21 protein-coding genes and 1 tRNA gene are annotated in these 16,340 nt (G+C 66.9%); 12 read left to right on the forward strand and 10 right to left on the reverse strand.

Annotated elements, in window-relative coordinates:
- Nucleotides 1-8: 8 nt before the first annotated feature.
- On the reverse strand, nt 9-674 hold the full coding sequence (locus tag SMD20_RS22855; protein WP_329584347.1) for an AIM24 family protein: 666 nt from the start codon (nt 672-674) through the stop codon (nt 9-11).
- An 82-nt stretch (nt 675-756) separates the two neighbouring features.
- Nucleotides 757-1,137: a response regulator transcription factor gene (locus SMD20_RS22860; protein ID WP_329584349.1), complete on the reverse strand. Its 381-nt coding sequence runs from the start codon at nt 1,135-1,137 to the stop codon at nt 757-759.
- 115 nt (nt 1,138-1,252) lie between these two features.
- Here SMD20_RS22860 and SMD20_RS22865 point away from each other — a divergent pair.
- Both SMD20_RS22865 and SMD20_RS22870 read left to right on the forward strand, forming a co-directional pair.
- Nucleotides 1,253-1,324 (forward strand) — tRNA-Arg (locus SMD20_RS22865).
- Nucleotides 1,325-1,520: 196 nt separating this feature from the next.
- Nucleotides 1,521-2,060, forward strand: coding sequence for a DUF4262 domain-containing protein (locus SMD20_RS22870; RefSeq protein WP_329584350.1), 540 nt, complete (start codon nt 1,521-1,523; stop codon nt 2,058-2,060).
- A 39-nt stretch (nt 2,061-2,099) separates the two neighbouring features.
- Here the strand turns inward: SMD20_RS22870 and SMD20_RS22875 are convergent, their stop codons facing one another.
- Entirely contained in the window at nt 2,100-2,774 is a 675-nt protein-coding gene (locus SMD20_RS22875; protein WP_329584352.1) for a hypothetical protein, read from the reverse strand.
- 642 nt (nt 2,775-3,416) lie between these two features.
- Here SMD20_RS22875 and SMD20_RS22880 point away from each other — a divergent pair.
- The 3 genes from SMD20_RS22880 to SMD20_RS22890 all read left to right on the forward strand — a co-directional run bounded on the left by SMD20_RS22880 (nt 3,417) and on the right by SMD20_RS22890 (nt 5,053).
- Complete coding sequence (locus tag SMD20_RS22880; RefSeq protein WP_329584354.1) at nt 3,417-4,016, forward strand: TetR/AcrR family transcriptional regulator; 600 nt, start codon at nt 3,417-3,419, stop codon at nt 4,014-4,016.
- Nucleotides 4,007-4,495: a cupin domain-containing protein gene (locus SMD20_RS22885; protein WP_329584356.1), complete on the forward strand. Its 489-nt coding sequence runs from the start codon at nt 4,007-4,009 to the stop codon at nt 4,493-4,495. Before SMD20_RS22880 ends, SMD20_RS22885 begins: the two co-directional genes overlap by 10 nt.
- 138 nt (nt 4,496-4,633) lie before the next feature.
- Nucleotides 4,634-5,053, forward strand: a complete 420-nt coding sequence (locus SMD20_RS22890) for a hypothetical protein (RefSeq protein WP_329584358.1) — start codon at nt 4,634-4,636, stop codon at nt 5,051-5,053.
- Nucleotides 5,054-5,294: 241 nt separating this feature from the next.
- On the opposite strand, the gene SMD20_RS22895 is transcribed toward SMD20_RS22890, so the two are convergent.
- The 5 genes from SMD20_RS22895 to SMD20_RS22915 all read right to left on the reverse strand — a co-directional run bounded on the left by SMD20_RS22895 (nt 5,295) and on the right by SMD20_RS22915 (nt 9,272).
- Entirely contained in the window at nt 5,295-5,606 is a 312-nt protein-coding gene (locus SMD20_RS22895) for an LppU/SCO3897 family protein (protein ID WP_329584360.1), read from the reverse strand.
- A gap of 191 nt (nt 5,607-5,797) precedes the next feature.
- A complete protein-coding gene (locus tag SMD20_RS22900; protein ID WP_329584362.1) occupies nt 5,798-6,226 on the reverse strand; it encodes a phage holin family protein in 429 nt (142 codons plus the stop codon).
- 425 nt (nt 6,227-6,651) lie between these two features.
- Complete coding sequence (locus SMD20_RS22905) at nt 6,652-7,191, reverse strand: DUF421 domain-containing protein (RefSeq protein ID WP_329584364.1); 540 nt, start codon at nt 7,189-7,191, stop codon at nt 6,652-6,654.
- A 506-nt stretch (nt 7,192-7,697) separates the two neighbouring features.
- Nucleotides 7,698-8,084 carry a TraR/DksA family transcriptional regulator gene (locus SMD20_RS22910; RefSeq protein WP_329584366.1) on the reverse strand — a complete coding sequence of 129 codons (387 nt, stop codon included), beginning with the start codon at nt 8,082-8,084 and terminating at the stop codon, nt 7,698-7,700.
- A gap of 75 nt (nt 8,085-8,159) precedes the next feature.
- On the reverse strand, nt 8,160-9,272 hold the full coding sequence (locus SMD20_RS22915; RefSeq protein WP_329584368.1) for a winged helix DNA-binding domain-containing protein: 1,113 nt from the start codon (nt 9,270-9,272) through the stop codon (nt 8,160-8,162).
- Nucleotides 9,273-9,438: 166 nt separating this feature from the next.
- On the opposite strand from SMD20_RS22915, the gene SMD20_RS22920 reads away from it, so the two are divergent.
- Nucleotides 9,439-9,882 carry an ArsI/CadI family heavy metal resistance metalloenzyme gene (locus SMD20_RS22920; RefSeq protein WP_329584370.1) on the forward strand — a complete coding sequence of 148 codons (444 nt, stop codon included), beginning with the start codon at nt 9,439-9,441 and terminating at the stop codon, nt 9,880-9,882.
- Between the two features lie 28 nt (nt 9,883-9,910).
- Here the strand turns inward: SMD20_RS22920 and SMD20_RS22925 are convergent, their stop codons facing one another.
- The gene (locus tag SMD20_RS22925) at nt 9,911-10,453 is read right to left on the reverse strand and encodes a GNAT family N-acetyltransferase (RefSeq protein ID WP_329584372.1); all 543 of its coding nucleotides are present in this window, start codon (nt 10,451-10,453) and stop codon (nt 9,911-9,913) included.
- A gap of 241 nt (nt 10,454-10,694) precedes the next feature.
- Between SMD20_RS22925 and SMD20_RS22930 the strand changes: the two genes are divergently transcribed.
- Genes SMD20_RS22930 through SMD20_RS22945 form a run of 4 tightly spaced genes read left to right on the forward strand, consistent with a single transcriptional unit; the run spans nt 10,695 to nt 13,758 of the window.
- Nucleotides 10,695-11,513 carry a hypothetical protein gene (locus tag SMD20_RS22930; RefSeq protein WP_329584374.1) on the forward strand — a complete coding sequence of 273 codons (819 nt, stop codon included), beginning with the start codon at nt 10,695-10,697 and terminating at the stop codon, nt 11,511-11,513.
- Nucleotides 11,506-11,979, forward strand: coding sequence for a nucleoside deaminase (locus tag SMD20_RS22935; RefSeq protein WP_329592641.1), 474 nt, complete (start codon nt 11,506-11,508; stop codon nt 11,977-11,979). Before SMD20_RS22930 ends, SMD20_RS22935 begins: the two co-directional genes overlap by 8 nt.
- A gap of 10 nt (nt 11,980-11,989) precedes the next feature.
- Nucleotides 11,990-12,874 carry a nucleotidyltransferase domain-containing protein gene (locus tag SMD20_RS22940; protein WP_329584376.1) on the forward strand — a complete coding sequence of 295 codons (885 nt, stop codon included), beginning with the start codon at nt 11,990-11,992 and terminating at the stop codon, nt 12,872-12,874.
- A 14-nt stretch (nt 12,875-12,888) separates the two neighbouring features.
- A complete protein-coding gene (locus tag SMD20_RS22945; RefSeq protein ID WP_329584378.1) occupies nt 12,889-13,758 on the forward strand; it encodes a radical SAM protein in 870 nt (289 codons plus the stop codon).
- 6 nt (nt 13,759-13,764) lie between these two features.
- Here the strand turns inward: SMD20_RS22945 and SMD20_RS22950 are convergent, their stop codons facing one another.
- A complete protein-coding gene (locus SMD20_RS22950; protein WP_329584380.1) occupies nt 13,765-14,898 on the reverse strand; it encodes an FAD-dependent oxidoreductase in 1,134 nt (377 codons plus the stop codon).
- Between the two features lie 121 nt (nt 14,899-15,019).
- Here SMD20_RS22950 and SMD20_RS22955 point away from each other — a divergent pair, with 121 nt between their 5' ends.
- Nucleotides 15,020-15,619: a TetR/AcrR family transcriptional regulator gene (locus tag SMD20_RS22955; RefSeq protein ID WP_329584382.1), complete on the forward strand. Its 600-nt coding sequence runs from the start codon at nt 15,020-15,022 to the stop codon at nt 15,617-15,619.
- Nucleotides 15,620-15,956: 337 nt separating this feature from the next.
- On the forward strand, nt 15,957-16,340 hold the full coding sequence (locus tag SMD20_RS22960; RefSeq protein WP_329584384.1) for a hypothetical protein: 384 nt from the start codon (nt 15,957-15,959) through the stop codon (nt 16,338-16,340).

Raw genomic sequence — 16,340 nt, forward strand, 5'->3', positions numbered from 1 at the left:
CAGGTCGCTCAGGACGTGGCCTTCACCACCGGCGGGCCCTCACTGGCCTGCACCAGCACGAACCCCTGCCCCCTGAACGCGAGCTGCATGGCCTCCCCGCTCCCCCGCCCGATGAGCGCCCCCATCTTGACCGTACGGTTCACGCCCACCTCGAGCTGCGTGCTCCAGCACACGGCCGACTGCGCGTCCACGTACGTCGGCATGCGCGCCGCGTCGAGTAGCACCGGCGTGCCGTGCGTGGTCACCGCCACCCACCCGGTGCCCGTGACGGTCGTGTTGAACAGCCCGCCGGCCGCCATCCCGGCGCCCTGGACCCGCTTGATGTCCCAGGTGAGCGACGGCTGGAAGGCCAGCAGGTTCCGCCCGTTGACCGTGAGCCCCTCGTTCTCCAGATAGAACAGGTGGATGTCGTCGGCGTTGTCCGCGAGATACAGCAGCCCCTGGCCGCGCACCCGCATCAGCGCGGCCCCTTCGCCCGTCACCGCCTTCTTCAGCAGCTTCCCGAGCCCGCCGCCCTCGTAGTCGAAGTCCATCTGCCCCTGGAAGGCCACCATGGACCCCTGCTTGGCCAGCACCTCGGAGGGCAGCTCGACCCGCAGCATCTTGCCGTTCTGCAGGACGAACCCGCCGGGCAGCCCCTGCCCCTCCAGATTGCCGAACACCGAGCTACGCACGCCTCGAACCCCCTGCCGTTCCGGATTTCTGCCCCGCCAGCGTACGGAACAATTCGGACCCGCGTGCAGGGGCCGCCGTTGATCAGCCCCTGGCCGCCAACTCCCGCACGACCTCGATCAGCTCCGCCGGATCGAACGGCTTCGTGAGGTACGCGTCCACCCCGATCCCCAGCCCGCGCCGCCGGTCGTCGTCCTGCGCCCGCGCCGTGACCAGCACCACCCTGATGTGGCTGGTGTCCGGCTCCGTACGCAACCTCTCGGCCGTGGACCAGCCGTCCAGGCACGGCATCATGACGTCGAGCGTGATGACATCCGGTTTGATGTCCCGTACCCGATCCAGGCAGTCCTGCCCGTCGGTGGCGGTCTCCACCTCGAACCCCTCCAGGTTGAGGTTGACCGCGATGAGCTGCCGGATGACCTCGTCATCATCAACGACCAGTACTTTCCCAAGAACCTCGGCCACGGCCGCCAAGCTAACTCCTGAGGCCGTGCCCGCGCGGGGTTTCGCGCAAGGTGTTCGACGAGCGTTATCTGGTGCCGACCACTCCCCGGATGCTGGTAGCCTTTTCCCTTGTTGAGCCCCCTTAGCTCAGGGGATAGAGCACCGGCCTCCGGAGCCGGGTGCGCAGGTTCGAATCCTGCAGGGGGCACTCACGCAAGATGTTAAGGACCTGCGGAAACGCAGGTCCTTTTGCATGCTGTACATGCCATAGTCGCCGCAGGACGGCCGCCTGACCTCCCTCCGCGCTGGGCCACGGCTGGGGATGAGGGCGACTCGATCCACTTCCTCAACTCGTCCGGCGCGACGGTCTGCGGTGACTTGACAGTGCCCTTACGCTCACGCCCATGCCTGTCGATCTGAGCGCATGCCACTGCGTCCTCTGCGACGACCCAGGTGACCTGGATCGTCGCACTCAGGCCACGATCGAGAAGGTTCAGGAGTACGGCTGGCAAGTCGTGATGATCCCTCATGGTGAGCACGGGCCGGGCTGGGCCTTCACCATCGGGCTGTGGCACAACTACCGTTCACCCGAGTTGGCCATGTTCGGCCTGGACATCCACGACATGCAGACCTGCCTCAACGCCCTCGGCGAAAAGGCGGTCGCGCGCCTGGCGCTGGAGGCCGAACAGGAATGGCCCGACATCATCGACCAACACCCCCTCGCTCTCAAAGCCGTCGATTACCGCTGGTACCGGGCCTTCTTCGGCACGGCCATCGGGTTCTACCGACGGCCGCCCTTCCCGTTTCTCCAGGTCGTCTGGCCCGACCGGGATGGCACTTTCCCCTGGCGATCAGACGGGGACGACCGCTGTCGCGGCCACCAGCCGCACCTGTGGTTGCGGCCCGACGAACACCCTCCCGGCGTATGGACACAAGACCTGTGAAAGCCGAGCCGGCAGCTGCCCGTGGCGTGCCCGAGTCGTTCACAAGAACGGGTGTCGGTATCGGCGGTCTCCCACCTGGTCATAAATGGCGCGTAACCACGGCTGACGAACCTCCGGCAGGCGCGCCAATGTCCTGAGGAACATCTGCCGATCGGGCCGGAACGGACTCCATGGCAACAGTGGCGGCGGATCATCGCGGCGGACACCGTCAGGCATCCCACTCGCCGCTGGGACAAGCCGCCGATCGTCGTGGAAGGCCAGGTACATCCACACGTCAGCAGCCAGCGGCACCACCGCCCGTGCATCGGCCGGCCACACCTCACCAGTCTGCGGATGCTGCGGCACCAGGGCTATGTCCGTGATCGCGGCGGGCAGTCCAGGACCGGCCAAGACCACCTCGCGTGTCGGCGGTCCCGGCGGGAGCAGGACGTCGATCGCCTTGCGAAACGCCTCGGCGACCGGCCCGTCGGGGACGGCCACTCGCTTGCCGCCCGACACCGCCAGCAGGCGGGCCAGCGCCACCGCGACCGCCGCCGTCCACACCGGGCTCCACCATCCGGGCTGCTCGACCGGCGGCGTTCCCGGATGTTCCTCCCGTAGCGCCTCCCAGCCGACCACCCGACGAGCGGGGCCCTCGACGCCGACCGGGCGAACGGCGCGCGGGTCAAGCCACACCACCTGCCAGAGCGTGCAGTCGTCAATGCGGGTCGCCACCGCCTGCCCGCATCCCTCGCAGGCCAGATTCGGGCCGTCCCGACCGTCCAGCCCCAAGCAGTAGCCGTCGCACCGCTCGGGGATCAGAACGGTTCCGCGAACATCGCCCGGCGCGACTCCTACCCTTCCGGGTGGCCCGTACGACAGGGAGTACACCGGTGCATACACTCCGCGGGCCTCCGCTTCGTCCGCACCCACTTCTTCCCACGGTCGCCAAGGCGGTCCGGAAGGTTCCGGGTTCACCGCGTACGTCCCAGGATCCAGGAGCGCAGGCAGCAGCTCATGGTCGAGATGCTGATCGGCGTGGACGGGGAGCGCAACCCGTGACACCGGCGCCGTCAACACGGCACCGCACCCCACACACGCGAACACGACCATCCGCCCTCCCCACAACGACTGGATCATGCTGACTCGAATTCGGTCCTGGAGGAAGCACTCGTCGCCGATTCGCCGCGCCAAAGGTCCCTTGTGGCTTGGTGCGCAGGCACCGCAGCGGTGACAGCGCCGCCGCCGCGCCTCCACGCCGTGCACGCCCTGGCCCTCCCGACGACCGACCCACGAATTGCGAAACTGGAGTTGCGCTATTCAGGGGGGAGGAGTAGCTTCTTTTCCGCTACCTGAGTTTTGAAAGAGGGGGTCGGCATGGCGCCTCGGGGACGACCGCGTGACACGCAAGTTGACGAGCGGGTGCTGCGGATCGCCGCCGCCCTGCTGCTCGAACGCGGCTACACCGGCCTGTCCATCGACGAGGTGGCCGAGCAGGCGGGAGTGGCCAAGACCACGCTGTACCGCCGCTGGCCGACCAAGGACCACCTGGCCGTCGCGGTGGTGGCACGGCTGCAGGCCGACGACGAGATCACCAACACCGGCGACATCCGGGCCGACCTCGTCAACTACCTGGAGAAGATCGCCGCCGGGCTCAACCGCATGCGCGCGGCCGGACACCGCGAAGGCCCTTCAGCCGGAACGGTCGGCGAACTCGTGGCCGCCGCGGCGAGGCACGAGGACATCGGCCGGCTGACCCGCCAGCAGTACGCCGAGCGCAACGCCCTCGCGCTCGCCCTGATCGAGGCGGCGCGCCTGCGCGGCGAACTGCGCGCGGACCTCGACGCCGAGCCGCTGTTCGACCAGCTGGCCGGCGCCCTCTACTACCGAGTGATGATCACAGGCGCGCCGGTCGACCGGGCCTACGTAGAACGGCTCGTGTCCTCCGCGCTCGAAAGGAACCTGACATGTCATTGATCGTGGAAACCGCCATCGTCCGCGAAGTCGACGCCGAGGCCATCGTCTCGCCCACGGCGACCGGGCGGCTGCTGCTCGACTCCAGCGACACCGGCGGCGCGCTGAGCACCATCCGGATGACCCTCACCGAAGGCGCGGACGGCGCCGTGCCCCACCACCACGCCACCTCCACCGAGTTGTTCTACATCCTGGACGGCAAGGCCCGCATCCTCTCGGGTGAGCAGATCGTGACGCTGGAACAGGGCGACGTGGCGGCCGTGCCCCCGCTGACACCCCACGCGTTCGCCGCCACCCCCGGCCACACCGCCGACCTCCTCATCGTCGTCGCCCCCGGGATCCAGCGCTTCGAGTACTTCCGCCTGCTCGACCGCCTCCGCCGGGGCGAGGCGACGCTCGAGGAACTGCTCGCGTCCCAGGACCTCTACGACAACCACTTCCTCGACAGCCCCGCCTGGACCCGCGACCGCCAGGCGTCCTGACCCTCCCCCTGTTGGTCGCCGCCGCCCTGCTGCTCAACGGCTCCCGCCCCCAGCCCCAGCACTCCATACGTCTCGCATAGCTTGGGCGGCAGCGAACCGGCAAGCTGGGCAGGCGGCACGAGGCATACAAAATGCCCAATGAACATCGCGGCCCGATCTCCAGCGAAAAACAGCCTGGTGCCCGGCTTTTTGTACGCGAACAATTCGATCTTTGAGAAGCGCAGCAGGGGGAACGCGAAAGGATGCTGCACCGGGATCTACGCCGCACAAGGGGGCACTCCGCAAAATTCCAGCGTCGTGATCACCATGCCCGCATCGCCGGTCGACAATCGATATGCCCCACCAAGCGACACGGAGCCGAAAACCGAATCAGACCCGGAGCCGGAGTCAGAGCCAGAGCCGGAACCGGAGCTGGAGCTAGCCACCGGCACGATCATGAGGCCCCTTGGGTACGGCGCGTACGTCTACGAGGCCCAATTCCTCAACACGCCGATCGTCGCCCAACTACCGGCAGGCACAAGCGTGTCGATCATCTGCACCGTGCAGGGGAACCCGTGACCTCGAACGGGTCCACCAGTTCGCTCTGGAACAGAATCGACCAGGGGTACATACCCGACGTGAACGTAAATACGGGGACCAGGCAGGCCACAATGCCGACGTGCCCGTGAACCACGACGACGGTCGCCGGGCGGTCCAGGTCGCTGGAGGCACGTCCACCCGCTCCCACGCCGGCTCGCGCAGCCCGTCTCCTGTCGACCGGACCGCCATGGTGTTCAGGTTCTTGCTCGCCGGTGGCAGATCACTTGTCGGCCAGGCATAGCGTCAGTTCGCTGCTGCTCTGGCCGCCCCTTGAGATGAATTGCGTGTACCTGCTGGTCGCCGATGGAAAAGCGTTGCAGTTCTGGATGCCTTCGAGCCGCCCCACAACCTGGTACGCCGCCTCGGACCCATCGCAACTCACGCGCTCTTTGTCGGCACTGAGGCAGTCACCCACCTCTGCACCGCCTGCGGCCACCCTCCCGTTGAACCACCACACCACGAAAAGGATGCCAGCGAGGAGCAGGATCGCGACTAATGTCCGGCCCAGGCCGGATTTCTTTCCGGACTCCACCAGATTCTCCCTGCATGAAAGCCCCGAACTGGGCCAGAGCATAGAATCATCAGCATTCTCCGTCAATCGGCGCCCGGCATGCTGTCGCACCCTGGCGGCAGCCGGCGCTGCGAAGACCCAACTCGGGGGTGGCGGCCACGAGAGCGGCGAAACGCTGAATGACTGGAACGCCTACAGGACCAGAAAACTGTTCATCGGCTCGCGGGGGCGGTGCGCGCGGAGGCCCGTCGTGCGCCCTCAGCGGCTCCGGCCATCTCTTCCTTCACATGGGCGACCTCGCGCCTGGTCGTGACGCTCGCGGCCCGCAGCCGTCTCAGGCCCAGCAGCGCAAGGGCCCCACCCATCGTGAGATACCCGCTGGTCAGCGCCAGAGCTGCGCGCTTCGGAGACAACGTCGACTCCAGAAAACGGAGCAGGGTCACCGATCCGGCGTGCAGCGCCAGCAGTCCGAGCAGGGCACCGGCCGCCATCATGCCTCCCCCGACACCGGCGCGCCGTACGTTGTCGGACATCTCCGTACGCAAGCGTGCCACTTCCTGCCGGACCAGCCCAGGCGCATCGGATGCCAGCCGACCCGCGACGTCTTCCTCGGCTGGGCGTGGATTGTCGTGGTTTCGCATCTGGCCTGTCTCCCCTTCTGCGGCCTCCAAGCGGCCGCACTCACCGGCTGCTACCCGTGACCAGACAGCCGAACCCGGCCCCTGCCTGCGGCTGAGTTCAAGTTCGGCAGGGAGGTCGCCCCGATGCCGCCGCACATCACGTACGAGCAGGCCGAGAAGGCGACGGTGGCGGCTCTGCACGACCCGGAGAGAGCCGGGATCGTGGCGAAGGGATTCCGTCAGAAGCTCGCCGAGTTGTACGAAACCCTGCCGTGGCGCGGCCAGCGGATGCGATGCCAGGTGAACAGTCGCCCGGCAGGCTCGCCAGAAGCCGGACCAGCCTCACTTCTGCAGGAGGAGCCGCAGCTCGCGGAGCCGATCTACAACGTCATCTTCGCCCTGGGACATCTCCAGCCGTTCGTCGACGACCCTGAGGTGGCGCCGGGTCACGCACCCGAATGCCCTGGTCGGAGGCGGTCGCAGCCCTTGACGTCGGAGAGGAATTCCGGGTCGATGGCCTCACCTCGGCGTAGCACGCTGATGTCACCGGTGCGTTCCAGGATCACCGCGGCCACGTCCCCGTAGCGGTGAACTGAGGCCAGGCGTAGCTTCTGCCGGAGTTCGTCCTCGTTGATCTGCGCCTTGCGCAGGCTGTCGTGCAGCACCGCGCCGTCGGCCATGAGCAGCAGAGGGGCGTTGCTCATCAAACATTCCAGCCGGCTGTTGCGGCGCAGGAGCCGGAAGCCCGTCTGGAGGGCGAACAGGGTGCACATACCGATCAGGCCCGCGAGCAGAGTCGGGGTGTAGCCCAGCACGGCACGCCCCATGACCGCGCCGAGGGCGACGGCCGCGGCGAGGTCGAAGCTCGACATCGTCGCCAGAGCCCGCGGGCCAGCGATCCTGATGAGCACCAAAAACGCGAGATAGATCACGACCGTGGAAAGGACGACCGTGCCCGCGTCTGTCCAGGTCAGTCCGATGCGCATGCCCACTCCCCCTGCCAGTCGGCCACATCGCGGATGCCTACGGTCCTCACGCCGTGCCGCTTGGTAGGTCCACCCCTGCCACCAGACCAGCCCCAGGTCCCGCCGTTCTCGCTGCCGTCACGCGTCACGCGGACCGTTGACTTCCGCATTACATACTCACGCTCGAAGGCGTTCTCGACCTGGACTCCTACCCGCTTCTCCAGGCCAGGCTCGCCGGTGCGCTCACGCTTTACGGACCGCCGTCGACGGGCGGCCGAGGTTCTGCGGCGTGAGCACCTGCGGCAGCTCGCCAGCGTCCTCGGCGACCCGCTTCGGCGAGGGCTCCGGACCCAGCATGTCGACCAGGTAGCCTCGCGCGGCCCCGTCGACCGCAGCGGCAACTCCTCGAGGTCGCGGTCGTACGGCCCGAGCCGGTCACGTTCGACCCAGCTCCTGGAACGCGTCCCGCACCTCGAACGACGTGGCCGACGGGGCCGCCGCGTCCGCAGGTCCAGACGGCGGGGAGGTCAGCGGCGGCGGGAGGCGCAGTTCACGCAGGTCTTGATGGCCGGGAGGACCTTCAGGCGCTCGACGGGGATGCGTTGCCCGCACTTCACGCAGGTCCCGTAGGTGCCATCGCGTAGCCGCTCGGAAGCGAGGTCCAGTTCGTCGAGGTGCGCCAGGGCCTGATCGAGAAGGGCCTGAACGTGGGCCCGCTCGAACGCCGTGGACGTGCCCTCGGGGTCGTGCTCGTCGTCGGAGGCCGTCAGCGCCGACGATGTGACGATCTCGTCCCGGTCGCGGCCCAGCAGGGCGATACGGCTCGTGGTTCTGCGGCGATCGGCGTCGAGCAGTTCTCGTATGGTCGCCTGCTCGGAGGGGGAAAGCGCGGCGTCCCGGTGGTGTTCGGTCATCACGGCTCCTCACCTTCCCCACCAGATTAGTCGCCGCCCTCCCCCAGCAGCACGCCCCAGAGCTCGGCCGCCGGGTTACGGCCAGCGCACCTCCAGGATGCGTTCCACGAACTGCGCGTACTGCTCGAACGCCCGCTCAACCTCCGCCCGGTCACCGCTGTGGAGCGGTGTGAGCGGCTGCACGGCGATCCGTACCCCGCTCTTCGTGAGGGTGCGTTTCCAGGTGGCCACAACCCGGCCGGCGCGTACCACCGTGGACTGGAAGATCCCGTTGTTGCCGGGGATGATGGCCGCCTTGTGCTCGTCGGCGACCATGAGCGAGCGGTCCTTGTAGCCCAGCAGGTATTCGTCGAACCCCGGCAGTACGAGCACCTCGTCGTCGCCGGCCGGGAGAGGGGCGGTGTCGAGGAGCGTGGCGTCGAGGTATGTCTCCACCCCCTCGACGGTCACCCGGGCCAGCGCGTCGCCGGCCACGGCGATGCCGCGTTTGGCGTCGGCCGCGGTCAGGCCGGTCCAGCCCGCGAAGTCCTGCCGGGTGGCCGGTCCGCGGCCGCGGAAGTAACGCAGGGCGATGGCGCCCAGCGCCTCGTCGCGCTCCGGCCGGTGCGGGTCGGGAACCCACTCGTCGAGCAGCACGAAGCTCTGCTCGTTGCCGATGTTGGGGGCGATGCACAGCAGGCCCCGCTGGCTGGCGTACCACAGCAGGTGGTAACCGCGCTGGCCGCCGGTGTCGATGCCCTTGTCGGCCAGCACGGCCAGGCACTCCGACCGGGTCAACCGCCCGCCGCCGGCCAGGGCCGCGCCCAGCACCTCCATGGCCTGTACGGCGGTCTCCTCCGAGAGGCCGAGTTGTTCGCGCCGCCTCGCCGCGCCGTTCAGCACCCGGACGCCCATCAGTTCGACCATCCAGCGGGCGTCGCGGGACGGGACGAAATGGATGGTGCCGCGCATCGGCCACGTGCGCAGCGCCTCACGCCGCTCCAGCGCGGCGGTGACGTCGGCGGCGGTGTGTCCTGGCAGTCGCGCGCCGAACGACCACAGACCGCTGGCCAGGTCCTGCGCCTGCATCGCCCCGAGCCAGGTCACCACCTCGGCCACGTTCGTCGCCCGACCGGCGCCGCCGGGCGATGGGCGTAGCAGCAGGCTGGACATCCGCAGGCCGAGCACCTGTTGGGGGGTGAGTTCCACCGGCCAACCGTATCCTTCGCCGCCGACAATCCCGCCGATGTGATCATTCGAGGACCGGGATCTCGACCACTGATTCGATACATCTCTAAATTGACAGGTGCCTAATCAGTGGCGCAGACTCAGGGCTGCTTAGACATCCGTCGAAACCGTGAGATCGGAGATCGTCATGTCTCGTGTCCAGCTGGCCCTGCGCGTCGCCGATCTGGAAGGCTCGATCGCCTTCTATTCCAAGCTGTTCGGCGCCGAGCCGGCCAAGCGCCGCCCCGGCTATGCCAACTTCGCCATCGCCGAACCGCCGCTCAAGCTGGTGCTCATCGAGGGAGAGGAGGGGGAAGCGACCCGCCTGGATCACCTGGGCGTCGAGGTCGAGGACACCGCCCAGGTCGACGCCGCCACCCAGCGGCTCAAGGACGCCGGCCTGGCGACTTTCGAGGAGAACGACACCTCCTGCTGCTACGCCCTCCAGGACAAGGTCTGGGTCCACGGGCCTGGAGCGGAGCCATGGGAGGTGTACGTGGTCAAGGGTGACGCCGACACCTTGACCAAGGAAACCGACTCGGCGACCCCGCCGAAGGGCGACGAGGCCGCCGAGGCGGGTGGCTGCTGCTGACCGCAGCGCCGTGGATCGTGGCCGGTGCTCACGTCTCGAGTACGCGCGTCATCCAGATCGTGTTGCCGTGTTCGGCGTCCTCGGTGATGCGGCCGCTTCGGTGGAAATCGAGCTTCTCGAGGACGCGGAACGAGGGTGCGTTCCATTCCCGCACGGTCGCCCAGAGTCGTCGGCGGCCTGTTCGAGCCGCGGCTTCCATGACCGCGCGGGCGGCTTCCGTCGCGTAACCGTGGCCGTGAGCTCGTTGGGCCAGCTCGTACGCGATCTCAGGTTCGTCGAAAGACCCCTGGCCGACGGTCAATCCGCAGTACCCGATGAACTCACCGGTGGCTCGCAGCTCGACAGGCAGCAGCCCGAGCCCCGGGGCCGCCGACAGCGGATTGCCGAGGAGCCAGCCGCGGATGTCCTCCACCGTCGGGCGGCCCTCGGCGTCGATCCGCCGTGCCGGCGGCACGCGTGGATCCCGCTCAAGCCACAACCCGCGGTAGTCCTCGGCGTCCGACGGCACCCACCGCCGCAACCGCAGCCGCTCGGTCACCAGCTCCGCCGGCAGATCCTCATAAATCCCCACCCGAGCAACCTAGCCCAGTGCCGGCCAGCATCGGAGGACGGTCAATTGAGAACCGTTCGCGAACGGGTGTGGTCGAGCCATTCATTCACTGCATATCAGTGATCCGTTATTTCGGCCACGTCGATACGAGCAATAAAGGACGCGTGCTCCACTCTGGCTGGTCCCGGACATACATGATACAAGTCGAAGTGAATACTGCCCCTCTCCTGGCCGAGAACCGACAGAGCAGATTGTCCAGCTGATGGCTACTTCACGAGTTCTAGGCGCGACACCGCGAGGACGTGGCGGGCGGATTTCCGTCACGCTGCGCATCCTGCTAAAGATTTCCGTACCCACAACTTTGGGATTTTTTGCCAACTTGGTAGCGAATACCATCTCCGACGGGCAAAAACTAGCATCGGTGCCCGGCCGTCTGGGCTGGTGGAATCTCCTGCTACCCATAGGGGTTGCCTTGCTCATCTTCGACCTCATGAACGACATGTTGACGCGCCGCGCGGCCGCGAACGCAGAGCGCAACGCCCATCTGGAGTCCTTGCAGCGCCTCAGGGAGAACAACCGGCAGATAATCTCGTCACTCTTGCAACTGATAGGCAGGAGCCCGCGGCGGGGAAATGTTAACATCCATCTCTTCTACGCCGATCGGCTGGACGGCCAGACGGTGCTCCGCAAAGATCGTCTGGTGTATTATGAATGCGAAGACCTTCCGCAGAATTTCTCCCTTGACATAGCATATCCCGATACGGACGAGCTGGTCATCTGCGACTCCTACCGGAGTGACGAGATTCTGTACGAAGAGCTGCCGGTGACGCATCCCGAACGCTACAACGCGAGGATCAAGAACAAGGTGGATCCGCAGATCACGTGGGTCCTGGCGCTTCCGATGCATCGCGAGAACGATGCGCCGGCGGGCGTTCTCTGCGCGTTCGGCAACAAGAGGGTGCTGACGGACGCCGCGATCCGCAGAAGTTTTCAGAGTTTGGCGGTGGGCGTGACGGACGTCATTGTCCGGCTCAAAGCGCTGGAGTTGGAAGAAGAGATGAGAGTGATTGAGCGTGCGTGACGCGCATCCCAGCAGACAGGCGATGAGTGAGGCGATAAGGATCGCCGGCCGGGCCGAGCGGTCGGGAAACTATCGGATCGGTGCGGTTGTCATGGACGATCAGATGGAGATCATCGGGTCGGCTTTCACGGAGTTGCACTCACAGCCGGACCCGACCGCCCATGCCGAAATACTCGCCCTCCGGCGGGCGTGCGCCGGCGTGAACAGCAGATACCTGCTCGACTGCTTCCTCTACACCACCTTGGAGCCATGCCCGATGTGCGCCTCCGCCGCCATATGGGCCAAGGTCGGGGGGATCGTCTACGGGGCCAGCCTGGAGGACGCCTCCGACTTCGCCCGGAAGTCCGGCCCGGACTTCTCGTGGCGGCAGATCAACATCAAGGCGTCCTATGTCGTGGCCCGCGGCAACCCCGTCGTCCAACTGCATGAGGAATTCATGCGCGACGAATGCCTCAAACTGGTCTGAGCCCCTTCCCATGTATGAGCCCTATGACTACGTCGCGACCTCGAACGGCGTCCTGGGCTCCTTCCGGGCTTACATGGAGAGCGGTGACATAGCCTTCCGGCCCGTCTACCGGGCTTCCGGCGCGAGCTGGACCAAGCTGACGCCGTCCGCCGCAGCGGCTCTGCCCGCGCGAAGGCATCTTCTGCTCGACCGGGATTGTGCGCTGGCCAGGAAAGAGGAGGTCACGCTCGTGATCCCGTGGCGGTCGCGGGCGGTCGGCGCACCGGAAGCTTCGAGGAGCGACCATCCTCCTGCTCTCCGCGGATTGATGTCCGAGCTGCGCTCCAGAGGGGTCCGGGTCTACCTCTACGGGTCGCGGCTGCTCGGGCGGCGCTCGGGCGGCTCCGACTGGGACTTCGTCGTCGAGCACCGGGGCGACCTCGCCGAGCTCCTGAGAAGTTGCCGGACCCGTCCCGGCGCTTTTCTCGGATCACCGGAGATCTCCAGCATCGCCACCTCCTATGAGGTCAACACCATCGGCTCGACCAGCAGGGAGGATGTTCTTCGATTACTTCGCAGGAGCTGGTGCGCGCTGCGGGTCGACGGGGCGATGATCGATTTCTTTCTGGCCGGCAGCGAAGGGTCGACAATTCCGGACATGCAATTCCGGCGGCTCCCCCTGACCACTTGTGAAGGCGTTGTCGAACCAAGCTCAGGATTGAGCTTCAGCATGCCCCGTCAGGTACGTATACGTACCTCTACCAAGCGGGTAGTCAACCTCCGCCATGTTTCATGGATACTCTGCGGTCTTGAACAAATGGCTGGATCGAGAGTGACGCTACGAGATGTTCTCGTGCATGACACCGGTGATCTCTGGCTGAGCCCTTGGATGTCCAAGCTCTCCTTTGAGGCATAGGATCACGACGAATCATGGCACGCCACTTCAGCACCCACCGCATGGTCTGCTGGCGTTTGTCCCGCCATTGCAACCGAGCGTGCCCGTTCTGTCTTTCCACCAGCGGCCCGCGCGTCGGGCATCCGGAGCACGATCCGTTCGTGATGGCGAATCGGCTGCTCGACCTGAAGGTCGAGAAGATCTCCTACTCCGGTGGCGAGCCTTTCGAATATCCGCTGTTCCCCTCGCTGGTCGAGCACGTCCGCGAACTGGGGATGCTCCAGCTCGTCACGACGAACGGGGACCGGCTCTCCTCTGGCGTGCCCGAATGGATCCGCACGTTTGAATACGTGAAACTCTCGTTCTACGGGTCGCGTTCACTCCATGACCGGCTGATGGGAGAAGGAAACTACGATCAGCAGCTCTCGCTCGCCGGCCAGCTCATCACGGCCCACCAAGTCACGGTCGGCGCCAACTACATGCTGTCCGCTGAATCCGTGCAGCACGTCCCTGCCTTCGTCGCGGACATGGCCGCGAACGGCTTCAATGACGTGTTGTTCCAGACGTACATCTATAATCGACGCAGGCACGTCGACCGCAGATTCGCCCTGCGGGACACGCGGCAGGCCATGGCTGAACTGCGAGAGGCATTGTCCGTCCATGCCGACCGCCTGCCGGGAGGAATGAAAATTCACGACTACTCCCAGCGCGACTGGTTCATCGTCCTCGACGACTCGGGGCGGCTCATTCTTCCGACGAGTGCCGTGGAGCAGGATTTCATCATGGGCCGGGTGACCGACGACACGCTCCAGGTCGCTCCTGACGTACGCATCAAGGCACCGGTCGCGCTCGAAACCATATGGAAGCGGCGTTACGCGACGGAGGCGATCGTCGATCTCGCCTGAGAGTTGTCAGAGGTCGCCGGCGGTGGCGAAGTCGGGCAGCTCGGTGGACAGCAGTTCCTCGGCGGCGCCGTCGAGGAGCTGGGCCGTCTCCGTGGAGCGGGGAAGCATGGTCTTCTCGTAGGCGTGGATCGCCTCGTCGATGGTGTCGTGGTGGGCGATGGCGAGGGCGAGTTCGCTGGCGTCCAGCATGGCGAGGTTGACGCCGACGCCGAGCGGGGGCATGAGGTGGGCGGCGTCGCCGAGCAGGGTCACCGTGGGGTTGTGCTCCCAGACATGCGGGACGGGCAGGGCGAAGATCGGGCGGTCGACGTAGGCGCCGTCGTTGTCGGCGATCAGCCGGCGCAGGCGGGGCGACCAGTCTTTGTAGCGCTCCAGGAGGAGGGCGCGGATGTCTTCGGTGGCCTCGGGGGTGAGACCGTCGGCGATGATCCAGTCGGCCGGGGCGCGCTGGATGATGTAGACACGGATGTGGTCGCCGCCGTTGCGCTGGGCGAACAGGCCGCGCTCGCCGTCGGCCGCGGCGGCTCCGCCCTGGCCGACGAGCTCGGCGATGTCGGGGTGCCGGGTCTCGACGTCGTGGAACCAGGCTTCCAGGAAGCTCACGCCGGTGTAGAGGGGGGTGGCCTGGGAGACGGCGCGGCGGACCTTGGACCAGGCGCCGTCGGCGCCGATGACGAGGTCGGCCTCGATGGTGGTGCCGTCCGTGAAGTGCAGGTGCCGGGGGCCATCGGCGGGACCGCCGACGGCATGCAGGGCGTGGCCCCAGCGCACGGTGCCGGGCTGAAGCGAGTTGAGCAGCAGGTCACGCAGCAGGCCGCGGTCGATCTCCGGTTTGAACCGCTCGTCCTGCTCGGGGACGTGGTGGAAGAGCATCGTGCCGGCCGGGTTCAGCTGGCGCATCTCCTGGCCTTCCGGCCGGGCCAGCTCGAAGAACTCGTCCAGGAGGCCGGCTTCGCGTAGGGCGATCTGGCCGTTGTCGGCGTGCAGGTCGAGGGTGCCGCCCTGGTCGCGGGCGGCGGGGCCGGCGTCGCGGTCGTAGATGGCGGCGGTGATGCCGTGCCGTTGGAGGATGCGCGCGCAGGTCAGGCCGCCGGGGCCGGCTCCGATGATGGCGATGCGGGGTGCTGGAGTGGTGTGCATGGTGGGGCTCCGTTCGGTCCGTGGGGCAGTGCCGCGGCTGCCCCACAGAAAAGCACACCAACTTAATAAGTGCAACGGTTCCACTTTTGAAGTCGTTCAACCGAGTCGGTAGAGTGCCCGCATGTCTCACCCGTCGATGGGGCGCCGCGAGCGCAAGAAGGCCGCCACCCGGCAGGCCATCGCCGACGCCGCGCTGCGCCTGTTCCTGGAGCGCGGATACGACGAGGTCGGCATCCGCGAGATCGCGGACGCCGCCGACGTGTCCACCACCACGCTGTTCAAGCACTTCCCCGTCAAGGAAGCCCTCGTCTTCGACGAGGACTCCGGGCAGGAGGCCCGGCTGCTCGCCGCCGTACGCGAGCGGCCCAAGGGCCAGTCCATCCCGGCCGCGCTGCGCGAACACGCCCTGACCACCCGGGTGGCCACGGCCGACGGCGACGCCCGCTTCGCCGCCTTCACCAACCTGGTGGCCGGCACGCCCGCGCTGCGCGACTACGCCCAGAACATGTGGCTGCGCCACACCGCCGCGCTCGCGCAGGCCATCGCGGAGGAGAGCGGCCTCGCCGCGGACGACCCCCTTTGCGGCGCCCTGGCCCACTTCGCCCTCGAAGCCCCTCGGGCGGCCTACGCCCACGAAAATCCCCGCGAGGCCATCGCCCGGGCCTTCGACCTCCTGGAGCACGGCTGGAGCCATCAGCTCAGCGGTACGCGCCTCCGATAGACGACGCCGACGAACAACACGGGCACGATGGTGGCCGCCGAGATGAGCGGGAACATCGCCCGCCCGCCGAAGCGGTCAGTCAGCGCGCCCGACGATCACGGTACGGCGACCAGCAGCGCCTGCTGCCCGGCCGACAGCCCGCCGCCCGGAGCAGGAGAACGTAAAGGGAAGCTATGCGAACAATCGCGGCCGATAAAGGAGATGCGCTTCGCGCGTTTGACCGCAGAATATGCGTGCGGCGCCGGAACAATAATGTCCGCCATTCGTCTTGACGCTGCTCCGAGCGGCGGGTTCACGATGGAGGGGTCAGCGGAGAACGCGAACCGCGGGAGGAACCATGCTCAAGGAAGCCTGCGCTGTCAGCGCCCTTGTGGCGGCCGCCCTCGTCCCTTCGATGCCTTCGCAGGCGCAGGCCGCGAACGCGGGCGCCACAACCTCGTCCATCGACTCCTCCGCCATGCGGGCGCCGAAATGCAAATGGCTCACGGAGGGCGACAGGAGATGTTATTACTGCCGTAGCGAGAAAGGCAGCGGATACAAGAAGCAGTACTGCGAGCGGCGGCACAACGAGTCCCAGAAGCAGGGCAGCCAGTCTCGGAAGCCGATGGACCTCGAATGCGTGACCACCAAGAAGCCGACCACGAACAGCCCGAACCGCGTCTGCAAGATCTGCACGGACGCCAGCACCGGCAAACGTGCCTACCAGGAGTGTGACAGCTAG

The organism is Nonomuraea sp. LP-02 (assembly GCF_036289125.1).
Taxonomy (GTDB): Bacteria; Actinomycetota; Actinomycetes; order Streptosporangiales; family Streptosporangiaceae; genus Nonomuraea; species Nonomuraea bangladeshensis.

Excerpts from the sequence above, each read along its gene's own strand:
- SMD20_RS22950 (WP_329584380.1), bottom strand. The coding sequence starts at position 14,898 with ATGCACACCACTCCAGCACCCCGCATCGCCATCATCGGAGCCGGCCCC.
- SMD20_RS22885 (WP_329584356.1), top strand. The coding sequence starts at position 4,007 with ATGTCATTGATCGTGGAAACCGCCATCGTCCGCGAAGTCGACGCCGAG.
- SMD20_RS22900 (WP_329584362.1), bottom strand. The coding sequence starts at position 6,226 with ATGCGAAACCACGACAATCCACGCCCAGCCGAGGAAGACGTCGCGGGT.
- SMD20_RS22870 (WP_329584350.1), top strand. The coding sequence starts at position 1,521 with ATGCCTGTCGATCTGAGCGCATGCCACTGCGTCCTCTGCGACGACCCA.
- SMD20_RS22905 (WP_329584364.1), bottom strand. The coding sequence starts at position 7,191 with ATGCGCATCGGACTGACCTGGACAGACGCGGGCACGGTCGTCCTTTCC.
- SMD20_RS22920 (WP_329584370.1), top strand. The coding sequence starts at position 9,439 with ATGTCTCGTGTCCAGCTGGCCCTGCGCGTCGCCGATCTGGAAGGCTCG.
- SMD20_RS22890 (WP_329584358.1), top strand. The coding sequence starts at position 4,634 with ATGAACATCGCGGCCCGATCTCCAGCGAAAAACAGCCTGGTGCCCGGC.
- SMD20_RS22910 (WP_329584366.1), bottom strand. The coding sequence starts at position 8,084 with ATGACCGAACACCACCGGGACGCCGCGCTTTCCCCCTCCGAGCAGGCG.
- SMD20_RS22945 (WP_329584378.1), top strand. The coding sequence starts at position 12,889 with ATGGCACGCCACTTCAGCACCCACCGCATGGTCTGCTGGCGTTTGTCC.
- SMD20_RS22955 (WP_329584382.1), top strand. The coding sequence starts at position 15,020 with ATGTCTCACCCGTCGATGGGGCGCCGCGAGCGCAAGAAGGCCGCCACC.
- SMD20_RS22960 (WP_329584384.1), top strand. The coding sequence starts at position 15,957 with ATGCTCAAGGAAGCCTGCGCTGTCAGCGCCCTTGTGGCGGCCGCCCTC.
- SMD20_RS22930 (WP_329584374.1), top strand. The coding sequence starts at position 10,695 with ATGGCTACTTCACGAGTTCTAGGCGCGACACCGCGAGGACGTGGCGGG.
- SMD20_RS22880 (WP_329584354.1), top strand. The coding sequence starts at position 3,417 with ATGGCGCCTCGGGGACGACCGCGTGACACGCAAGTTGACGAGCGGGTG.
- SMD20_RS22940 (WP_329584376.1), top strand. The coding sequence starts at position 11,990 with ATGTATGAGCCCTATGACTACGTCGCGACCTCGAACGGCGTCCTGGGC.